The sequence below is a fragment of the Ruminococcus sp. CAG:379 genome, from assembly GCF_000434255.1.
GTDB classification, from domain to species: domain Bacteria; phylum Bacillota; class Clostridia; order Oscillospirales; family Ruminococcaceae; genus Ruminococcus_F; species Ruminococcus_F champanellensis.
On sequence record NZ_FR894901.1, the window covers coordinates 12,507 to 22,440 of the forward strand.

At 56.4% G+C, this 9,934-nt stretch carries 9 protein-coding genes and 1 pseudogene; 9 read left to right on the top strand and 1 reads right to left on the bottom strand.

Annotated elements, in window-relative coordinates; genetic code table 11:
* Positions 1 to 519, bottom strand: a pseudogene (locus QVO51_RS07240) (thioesterase II family protein); the annotation flags it as partial.
* 357 nt (positions 520 to 876) lie between these two features.
* Between QVO51_RS07240 and QVO51_RS07245 the strand changes: the two are divergent.
* The 9 genes from QVO51_RS07245 to QVO51_RS07285 all read left to right on the top strand — a co-directional run.
* A complete protein-coding gene (locus tag QVO51_RS07245) occupies positions 877 to 2,709 on the top strand; it encodes a non-ribosomal peptide synthetase (protein WP_022357841.1) in 1,833 nt (610 codons plus the stop codon).
* Entirely contained in the window at positions 2,702 to 3,460 is a 759-nt protein-coding gene (locus QVO51_RS07250) for a thioesterase II family protein (RefSeq protein WP_022357842.1), read from the top strand. The genes QVO51_RS07245 and QVO51_RS07250 overlap by 8 nt, the downstream gene beginning before the upstream one ends.
* Positions 3,453 to 4,196, top strand: coding sequence for an SDR family NAD(P)-dependent oxidoreductase (locus QVO51_RS07255; RefSeq protein WP_022357843.1), 744 nt, complete (start codon positions 3,453 to 3,455; stop codon positions 4,194 to 4,196). Before QVO51_RS07250 ends, QVO51_RS07255 begins: the two co-directional genes overlap by 8 nt.
* A 10-nt stretch (positions 4,197 to 4,206) precedes the next feature.
* Positions 4,207 to 5,910: a polyketide synthase gene (locus QVO51_RS07260; protein WP_022357844.1), complete on the top strand. Its 1,704-nt coding sequence runs from the start codon at positions 4,207 to 4,209 to the stop codon at positions 5,908 to 5,910.
* 15 nt (positions 5,911 to 5,925) lie between these two features.
* Positions 5,926 to 6,174 (top strand): acyl carrier protein, encoded by a 249-nt coding sequence (locus QVO51_RS07265; protein WP_022357845.1) that lies wholly within the window; start codon positions 5,926 to 5,928, stop codon positions 6,172 to 6,174.
* The gene (locus QVO51_RS07270) at positions 6,171 to 6,920 is read left to right on the top strand and encodes a thioesterase II family protein (protein ID WP_022357846.1); all 750 of its coding nucleotides are present in this window, start codon (positions 6,171 to 6,173) and stop codon (positions 6,918 to 6,920) included. Before QVO51_RS07265 ends, QVO51_RS07270 begins: the two co-directional genes overlap by 4 nt.
* Complete coding sequence (locus QVO51_RS07275; protein WP_022357847.1) at positions 6,917 to 7,165, top strand: phosphopantetheine-binding protein; 249 nt, start codon at positions 6,917 to 6,919, stop codon at positions 7,163 to 7,165. The genes QVO51_RS07270 and QVO51_RS07275 overlap by 4 nt, the downstream gene beginning before the upstream one ends.
* Complete coding sequence (locus QVO51_RS07280) at positions 7,162 to 7,956, top strand: thioesterase II family protein (RefSeq protein ID WP_022357848.1); 795 nt, start codon at positions 7,162 to 7,164, stop codon at positions 7,954 to 7,956. The genes QVO51_RS07275 and QVO51_RS07280 overlap by 4 nt, the downstream gene beginning before the upstream one ends.
* Positions 7,957 to 7,977: 21 nt before the next feature.
* On the top strand, positions 7,978 to 9,934 hold a 1,957-nt coding region (locus tag QVO51_RS07285), incomplete at its 3' end, for a condensation domain-containing protein (RefSeq protein WP_288167981.1).

The following is a 9,934-nucleotide window of genomic DNA, read 5'->3' on the forward strand; positions in this document are numbered from 1 at the left end:
CAGCCGCTGCTCCGGCGGCGGCACCGTGGGTCGATAGGTTTCCAACACCTGCATATCTGTCTGGATGGTTTGCTTGAAAAAGCGGTATGCCTCCGGATTTTCTGAAATAAAATCCGGGATTCCGCCCAGCCGTTCCAGATATGCGTCCACATCCGCCGGATACTCCCAATGCTTTCCCTGGTAGTAGCAAAGGGGATTCTGACCAGACACGATCACCCCGACAGGCGGACGATGCAGACGGTTTTGCAGTACAAAGCCGCATTCACACGCCACCAGTGCACCCATGCTGTGCCCGAACAGAAGACAGGGTTCATCAGAAGCATGCTGCTGCACATAGTGTACCGCATCCTCCACATAGTCTCCGAAGTCGGCGCTGCCCGGCGGACGGCGATGATAATCAAACAGCAGCACCCGGTTCACATGGGACAGCTTTGCTTCCTTCAGAAAGCTATAGTACAGTGAAAAGCCCCCCGCATGGGGAAAACAAATCAACTGCAACCAAACCACCTCTTTTGACACTTATTCCATACAGTTATCCATCGCTAACTCCATGATATGTTCATCTGGTTAGCATATGCTAATATCAAATATAGCATGATCAGCCGGATTTGTCAACGGCGAAACGGCAATTTAGTTGAATCAAAATAGTTTTCCATAGACCGTATGCATAGATTTATGACACCTTCAACAAAATTGACCAGTTTTTCCGTCCACCTATTGACACTTTTTCTTCCACATGCTATAATTCAATGGTTAGAATATGCTAACTGCAAGCATGCAACGCATATGAATCTGCATACACCGCCGGAGCAACCCAGGCATCCGGCTGGCATTTTACCCATGTGTTAGCCTTTGCTAACCAGAAAGGATGGTTTCATGCGAATCAAAGTAGATCTGAACCAGACCACCTACCCCCGATGCATTCTGGAGATGAAACGGCGCTTCGGCGACCGCATCGCCCTTCGGGACAAGGACGGAGACATGACCTATCGGGCGCTTTGCACCAGTTCTGAGCAGCTTGGCGCATACCTGCTGTCCCAGGGGATCCGACCCGGCGAGAAGGTGGTGCTGCATCTGGGCAACACCCGGCTGTTTATCCAGTGTCTGTTTGCATTGGAACTGATCGGTGCCCTGCCGGTCATCGTGTTTTCCGCATGCCGGGAACATGAGGTGTTCTCCATTGCCGACACCACAGAAGCAGCCGCCTATATTTCCTTCCGGAGCTTCAAGGGCTTTGACTGTACCGAAACCGCCATCCGGATTGCCGACCGGATCGACAGCATCCGGACGCTGTTTTTCGATGACCAGCTGGAGGCACTGGATCTGTCCGGATACGCCCTTGCACCGGAGCAGATCGCAGACCCCTCCCCGGAGGATCCGGCATATATCGTCCTGTCCGGAGGCTCTACCGGCATTCCCAAGCTGATCCCCAAAAAGCAGGCTGCCACCCTCTGGTCGGCGGAAAAGTGTGCAGAAGCCTGCGGACTGGATGAAACCACACGCTACCTGACCGCCATGCCCTGCGCCCACTATTTCCACATTTGCGGTCCCGGCTTTATGGGGGCATTTTTACAGGGTGCAACGGACATTTTGTGCTATTCTTCCCTGCCCAGCGACATTGTCTCCCTGATCCGGCAGGAGAAAATCACGGAAACGGCACTGGTGCCCTCCGTAGCCTCCGAGTGCATTGCCTATGCCAAAAAGCATGGGAATCCCAAGCAAATGTTTGAAAGCCTGCGGCTGGTACAGCTGGGAGGCGCCATGTGTACGGCGGACGTGATCCATGCAGTTGCGGAGGAAATGGGCTGTGTACCCCAGCAGATCTACGGCATGGGAGAGGGTCTTGTGTATGCCACCTACCCCCAGGACAGTCTGGACTTTATTCTCAAGTACCAGGGCATCAACACCAGCGCATACGACAGCGTCAAGGTAGTGGATGAGGCAGGAAACCCGGTACCGGATGGTGAATTCGGGGAGCTGATCGCCAAGGGACCCAACATTGCAACCGTATACTACAAAAACGACGAAGCAAACCGGGTCAAGTTCACCGCCGATGGTTACTACCGAACCGGCGACAGAGTCCGCCTGGTGGAGGGTAAGTATTTGCAGGTAGTGGGGCGCATTGATGATATGATCAATCGGGCAGGCGAGAAAATTTTCCCCGCCGAGCTGGAAATGCATCTGCGCCAATGCAGCGGTGTCCGGGAGGCTGCTGTGTTCGGTATCCCGGATCCTGCACTAGGCAGCCGGATTGCCGCCTTTGTGATCTGTGACGGGGATACCTCCGGTGCCGCCATCCGCAGGGAACTGATCGCTGCCGGACTTGCCTCGTTCAAGATTCCGGATGACATCTTCTTCAAGGATGCATTCCCCCTGACCTCTGTGAAAAAGATCGATAAGCATGCCCTCAAGCAGGAAGCGGAGGAACGGATCCGGCATGCAGAACAGGAAACCCTGCAAAGCTTTGACCACATTGGGGATCCCACAGAGCGTTCCGTGTATACTGCCTGGGCAAGGGCGCTGAATACCGGAGAACTGACCGGAGACAGCTGCTTTATTGAACTGGGCGGAAACTCCATCACCGCAGCAGCTATGCTCCGGGAACTGGAACAAGCCCACGGCATCTCATTGGAGCTGGAGGATTTCTACTGTGCCGACACCCTGGATGCCTTCTGCGGACTGGTAAAGGAGCGGATTGCCCATGAATAGCAAGTGGTTTGCATACGGCATGACCCATGAACAGGCAGATCTGAATCTGCTGCTGTTCCCCTTTGCGGGAGGCTGCCCCTCAGTCTTTGTACAGTGGAAGCGTCTGCTGAGTGCAAAAGTGAATGTTTACCCCGTGCTGTATCCCTTCCGGGAGGCACGGCGCAGTGAACAGCTGCCGGACACGGTGCAGCAGCTTGCCCAGTCCCTTGCCGCAGAAAATGAAGCTGTATTCTCCGGCAAATACGCCATCTTTGCACACTGTGCCGGTGCATCCGTTGCCTATGAGACCATTCTGGCAGCAAAGCAGCTGTATGGCACGGAGCCGGAGTGGCTGATCGTCTCCGGCGCAGAGCCACCGGAATACTCTCTGGAAAGCCTGCGATATCTGGCGGACGCATCCCCTGCGGAATTTCTGAACTATCTGATCTCCGGGGGCTTTGCAGAAGAAAGCGTCCGGGACAATCCGGCATTTCTCAGCTACTATCTGCCCATCATCAGTGCCGATTTCCGGATGCTGTTTTCCTACCGGATGACTGCCGCACCGCCTCTGCACTGCCCGATTTTCCGGTTCCGCGGGGATACGGACAAGGTCATTGATCCTGCCCGGCTGGCCGCATGGCAGCACTACACAGAGGGCACCTGCACAGAGCAAGTATTCTCCGGCGGACATTATTACTTTACCGCAGATCCGGCACCGGTATGCAGCAGCATCAACCGGATCCTGGAGCAGGGAGGCAATGCCAATGGCTGAACGAAAATGCGCCTTAGTGACCGGATCGGTCACCGGCATGGGCAGAGCCATGATCCTGCAGCTTGCCAGGGACGGCTTTGATACCGTCATCAACTATCACCGGCAGGAACGGGCAGAAGAAGCCCGGCAGCTGATCCGTGAAGTACAGGCAATGGGGACAGGGGCAATTGCCGTGCAGGCGGATGTATCCCAAAGCACCGACTGTGACCGGCTGGTGCAGGAGGCAACGGACGCCTTCGGCAGGATCGATGTGCTGGTCAACAATGCAGGCATCACCAATCTGACCCCCATGCAGCAGATGACCGATGCGGATTTTCACCGGGTCATGACAACCAATGCCTACGGCACGTTTTATATGATGCGCAGTGCGGTGCCCATCATGAAGCGGCAGCGCTCCGGCAGTATCATCAACATTTCCTCCGTAGGAGGACTTTACGGTGCGCCCTGGTCCATTGGCTATGCAGCCTCCAAGGGTGCGGTGATCTCCATGACCAAAACCGCCGCAAAGGAGCTTGCCATCAGCAAGATCCGGGTGAATGCGGTTGCGCCGGGAGGCTGTAAGACCGGCATCATAGAAATGGGCGAAAAGCAGCTTCAGGCACAGCTGAAATATGTAACCATGGGGCGGCTGGGTCTGCCGGAGGAAATGGCAGGCGCCGTATCCTTCCTTGCGTCAGAGGATGCCTCCTATATTACCGGACACGTGCTGGAAGTCAGCGGCGGCGTTATGATGTAGGAGGAATTTCATGTACGAACAAACCATTGCAGTGGTGGGAATGGGGCTGCGCTACCCCTCCGCCGAAACCAAGGAAGCCCTGTGCAGTATGCTGGAGCAGGGCATCAGCGCACCGGTTGGGGATCATCAGGCACGGGGAGATCTGCTGGGCATTCCGGACTATCACCGGTTTCTGCAGTCCATCCGATGCATCGATCACCTGGACTGGTTTGACAACAGCTATTTTGGATTGGTCAAACCGGAGGTCATGGAAATGCCCCCGGAGCTGCGGCTCACCATGCTCTGTGCTGCACAGACCGTTATGGACGGGGGTTACAGCACGGAAAAACTGTCCCGGCGCCGCTGCGGCGCTGTGGTCAGTCACACCACCGGCTCCTACCGGCATCTGCTGCCACGCACGACCTTCCTTTCGTTTTTCAACAACATGCCCGGCATGACCTGCGGCTATCTTGCCCATTATTTCCGGCTCAACGGCCCGGTGTATCACCTGGATTCCACCTGCTCCTCCTCCCTGACCGCAGTGGCAGCGGCATGCAATCATCTGCTGCTGGGGCAGGCGGATCTGATGCTGGCAGGCGGTGTGCAGATCTGTCTGCCCATCAACCAGCAGGAGGCACGGGATATGCAGTCCAACGTGCTGAGTCTGGGGGCGGAGCAGCGCTGTATCCCCTTTGACATTCATGCTGCCGGATTCTACAGCGGTGAGGGAGCAGGCTTTGTACTTCTGGAACGATATGAGGACGCAGTCAAACGTGGGGATCACATTTACGGGATCATCCGGGGCTACGGCATGCAAAGCAATGCAGACCTGTCCCCCACCATTTATGCGCCCAACGCCCAGGCACAACTGACAGCCCTCCGGCAGGCGTGGGATATGGCAGGCATCACCCGGGAGGATCTGACAGAGTTTGAAGCCCACGGTGCTGCCACCAAACAAGGGGATGCAGCAGAGGTGCAGAGCATGACACAGGCGCTCACCGGACGGGAAAAACCGGAACCGGTGTATCTGACCGCTGTCAAATCCAATCTGGGGCACACGGGCTGCGCTGCCGGCATCACCAGCCTGCTGAAGATGCTCTGCGCCTTTCAGCAGCATGCAGTGTACCCCATTGCAGGCTTTACCGAGCCTGCGCCGGAGTTGAAGCTGTCAGAAGCTCATCTGGAACCGGTGCGCCGCACCATACAGATGGATCCGGCAAAGCGGCGCATTGCAGACATCGGCAGCTATGGGCTCAACGAGCTGAATGTGCATCTGGTACTGGAAAATTACATCCCGGAGCAGGACGCTCCCGTTCCGGAGGAAAGCCGCACCTGTTTTCTCAAATGCAGTGGCTGCACGGAGGATGCACTCCGCCTATGCCTGGAGCAGATCCGGCAGGCGGTACAGGAAACCAACCAGTTCGGAGATCTGATCTACACCCTCAACTGCGGCAGAGAGGATCTTGCATACCGATGCTTCCTCCGGTTCCGGGATCGGCAGACGCTTCTGGAGCAATTGCAGGATCCGGATGCAGTCAGAGTCGTGAAATGCCGACCCATGCATGGCGCAGCAAAGGCGTTTTCGGATCCGGCACAACTGGAACAGGCTTATCTGACCGGGGATGCAATCGACTGGTGCAGCTGGTATCAGAATGCCGGGTACCGGAGCATCCCCACTGTCATCTACCCCTTTGCACACAAATCTATCTGGCCGAAAGTGCCGGAACAATCTTAATAAAGGAGAATGCATATGAATCAGGAACAGCTGACAAAGGAAATCAAGGAGATCTGGATGGAGATCCTGGAAAGTGAAGAAGAACTGGGTACGGAGGAGTCCTTTTTTGAAGTAGGCGGCAACTCCATGCTGGCAACTATGATGGTAGAAAACATCAACGACAGATACGGCTGCGGACTGGAGCTGAATGATATTTACGAGTACAATACCATTGCGCAGCTGGCGGAATTTGTGGCAAGCCATACACAAGGAGCAGCAGAATGACAAGCAGCCGGGGCAAGTGGTTTCCCACCGTACTGGAGCATCCGGACAGCAGCTGCCGGATCTTCTGCTTTCCCCACGCCGGCGCAGGGCCAACCGTCTATCTGGAATGGCTTCGATACATACCGGAAGGAACGGACTTTTTCCCTGTGACATATCCCATGCGGGAGCAGCGCCGCCGGGAGTCCATGCCGGACAGCTTGCAGCTTCTGGGACAGCAGATTGCAGCGGAAAATGCGGCTCTGTTCCAGGAAAAGCCCTGCATTCTGCTGGGGCATTGCGCCGGAGCAGCCATTGCCTATGAAACAGCCGCCGCACTGGAGACACAAGGCATCATCCCAAACCTGCTGACGGTATCCGCCGCCAATGCCCCCTGTGTACCCCTGACCCTGTCCGTAGACCCGCAGATGGAACTTCCCCAGGCGACGCAGGTGTTCAAACAGTTCGGCTTCATTGCGGAGCCATTTGCCAGCAATGAAGCCTATGTCCGCTGCTTTGTGCCGGTGCTGCTGCAGGATTTCATTCTGTTTCAGAACTATTGTGGCGGGATGGGACAAAAGCTGCACTGTCCCATCCTGGAAATACACGGCGAGGAAGATCCCATGATCCAGCCGGAACGGCTGAAGGAATGGGAACTGTACACGGATCAGCTGACCCATATGACTGTTCCGGGGGCGCATTTTTACTTCAGCCCGGAAACGCTGCCCAGGCTGATGCAAGCCATGCTGGAGAAAGGACAAAATCAATGAATACACAGCTGCAACAGGAAATCCGACAGCTTTGGTGCGAAAACTTAGGCTGCCCAACCGCCGAGGAGGCGGACAACTATTTTGTATGCGGCGGAACCTCCATCAGTGCCATCCGGCTTTTATCCGCTATCCGGGATCAGCTAGGTGTGACTCTGGACTATACGGAGCTGTTTGAATACCAGACCCTGGAGGCGCTGTCCCGGCGAATCACTGCCGCATTGACTGCAAAGGAGGAAGCTGTATGATCCTGTTTTGTATCCCTGCCGGGGGAACCAATCCCTTTGCTCCCTGGAGCAGACGACTCCGGGCGGATATCCGGCTTCATATACTGGATTTGCCCGGACGGGGCAGAAAGATCCGGCAGCAGCCCTTGACGGAGCTGGACGCTATCCTGCCCACGCTGGCTGAGGAGATCCGGCAGACCTGCGGCGAAGGAGAGCCCTATATGCTGTTCGGCTATTGCTCCGGCGGCATCGTTGCCTATGAGCTTTGCCGATATATGCAGCAGACCGGCGCTCCCCTGCCCGGTCAGGTATTCCTGTTCGGCATCGGCGCACCGGATCGTCTGCAATCCCATGGAGAGGGAGCGGCGGATACGCCGGAATTCCGGCAAATGCTGGAACAGTTCTTCACACCGGAAAGCATGGGCAGTGAGACAGCTGCTGCACAGGCGGCGGATGCCTACCTATCAGCGTACCGTCAAAGCCCGGAGGTATCCTTTTCCCAGGTATTCCCGGAGTTGTCCGAGGAGACGGAATTTGAAAAGGCACAGCTTTTATTCCTGCTGGGCGGCGCTTTGCAGCAGATTGCCCAGGACAACACCATGCTGGAGCAGTATCGGCTCCGGCAGCAGGAACCCGTAGTACTTCCCACAACCGGCATCCTTGGGTTCGGTACGGAGGACACCTTTGTTCCAAAGGAAGATGTGCTGGCATGGAGCCGCTTTTTTGCTGCATCCCAGACCCTGGAGGTGCCGGGGAATCATTATGCGATTCTGCGGCAGCCGGAGCCGTTCCTTGCCCGGATCAATCAGTAACACAGAACAGGAGGTTTTAGCTTGTCACAGCTTACACAGCAAATCCATGAACTTTTTGCGCAGGTGCTGCATCTGACGGATGCGTTCGATGATGACACCCCCTTCATTGAGCTTGGGGGGCAGTCCATTCTGATGGGAGAACTGAAAAGCCGGATGGAACAGATGTTTCAGGTGGACATTCCCTTTGACGTGATGTTTGCCCAGGGCACTGTTTCCGGGCTGGCACAGCAGGTGGAGAAAAGCCGGAACAATGTCATCACCGGCAGTCGGGATGCAGACTTTTCCGTAGATCCGGCACGCCGGTTCCAGCCCTGCCCCATGACGGATCTGCAAACTGCCTACTACATCGGCAGGCAGGCGGACACGGAGCTGGGTGGCAGTCCCACCCGGGGCTATTCGGAGATCATCTGTACCGAGTACGATCAAGAACGGATGACACAGGCCATCCGGAAGCTGTTCCAAAAGCACGATGTGCTGCGCTGCTGTTTCCAGCCGGACGGCACACAGCAGACTGTGCCGGAGTACGATCCCCCGGCGCCAGAACTGGAGGACATTTCCCACATGCCCCCGGCGGAACAGGAAGCCCATCTGCTCCAAAAGCGGGAGCGGATCTTCAATACGCTGTTTGATGTGCATCAGCTGCCCCTGGTCAGCTTTTCGGCAACCAGATGCTCCGGAAAAACCGTGATCCACTTCAACCACGATGGCATGATCATCGATGGCTGGAGCCACGAAAAGCTGATCGATGAGCTGGATCAGTTCTACTCGGATCCGGAGCGTCCTGTCACCCCGCCCGGCATTTGCTTTCCGGATTATGTCCGGTACCTGGAGCAGCTGCCCGGCACGGAGCAATTCCAGGCGGACAAAGCCTACTGGATGGAACAGGCGCACAGCATGTACCCCCGTCCTTCCCTGCCCCTGCTCCGGGAACCAAGTCAGATCAAACAGGTGCACACCCGGCAGGTGATCCGATATATCAGTCAGCCGGTGTGGGACAGCGTCACAGGCTTTGCCGCCCGGCATGGACTGACCCCCTTTGCAGTGCTGTTCACCGGCTTTGGCAAGTCAATCCTCAAATACTGTAAGGATGACCGGTGTCTGATCAACATACCGGTGGCGGTGCGCCCCCAGATCCACCCGGAAATCGGCGAACTGATCGGAGAATGCTCCAACTTCTTTTTGTTCGGGTTTGACGCAATGCCGGACAGCAGCTTTGTGGAATGCGCTGCCCGGAACCAGCAGAAGATCGCACAGATCATGCAGCACAACGCCTTTTTCGGTACGGACTATATCCGGGCGCTGCAAAAAACAGAGGGTGCCAGTGTGGCAGCCCCCATCGTATTCACCAGCCTGATCGATGTGCCCCGCCGCCGGGAGATCAACCTGAAAAAAACCTACACCAAGACCCATACCAGCCAGGTGTGGATCGATGCCATTGCCATGCGAAACAAAGAAGGCATCATGCTGACCATGGACTGTGCAGCGGATCTGTTTGAAGAATCCCTGACCGACAGCATCGGGGATACCTTTGCAGAAACCCTGGAAACCATCCATCGGGATCCGGAACGTCTGACGGCGCACGCGTTCATCGGTCTGACCCACAAGGAACAGGCAGCCATCCGGGACTGCACCCATGCAGATCCCCAGGGTAACATGCCCCTGCTGTCAGAGCTGCTGCTGGAGGCATACCGCCGTTACCCGGAGCATGCTGCCTGCATCGCCGGCGGAAACACCCGAACCTATGCAGAGGCATTCTCCACTGCCGACAGCATCGCAAAACAACTTCTGCCCCTGCTTTCCGGCAGCAATTCATGCCAGACGGCAGTATTCCTGGAAAAAGGCGCACAACAGCTGTACGCCGCCCTTGCCTGCACCATGTGCAACTGCGCCTACTTCCCGCTGGATATCCAGATGCCGGAGCAGCAGCTTGCAGGGTGTCTGAAAAACGCCGGGATCCGGGTAATCCTGACCAACAGCC

Bases quoted from the DNA above. Each gene is read 5' to 3' on its own strand.
- QVO51_RS07275 (WP_022357847.1), top strand. From the start codon at position 6,917: ATGAATACACAGCTGCAACAGGAAATCCGACAGCTTTGGTGCGAAAAC.
- QVO51_RS07255 (WP_022357843.1), top strand. From the start codon at position 3,453: ATGGCTGAACGAAAATGCGCCTTAGTGACCGGATCGGTCACCGGCATG.
- QVO51_RS07245 (WP_022357841.1), top strand. From the start codon at position 877: ATGCGAATCAAAGTAGATCTGAACCAGACCACCTACCCCCGATGCATT.
- QVO51_RS07270 (WP_022357846.1), top strand. From the start codon at position 6,171: ATGACAAGCAGCCGGGGCAAGTGGTTTCCCACCGTACTGGAGCATCCG.
- QVO51_RS07265 (WP_022357845.1), top strand. From the start codon at position 5,926: ATGAATCAGGAACAGCTGACAAAGGAAATCAAGGAGATCTGGATGGAG.
- QVO51_RS07250 (WP_022357842.1), top strand. From the start codon at position 2,702: ATGAATAGCAAGTGGTTTGCATACGGCATGACCCATGAACAGGCAGAT.
- QVO51_RS07260 (WP_022357844.1), top strand. From the start codon at position 4,207: ATGTACGAACAAACCATTGCAGTGGTGGGAATGGGGCTGCGCTACCCC.
- QVO51_RS07280 (WP_022357848.1), top strand. From the start codon at position 7,162: ATGATCCTGTTTTGTATCCCTGCCGGGGGAACCAATCCCTTTGCTCCC.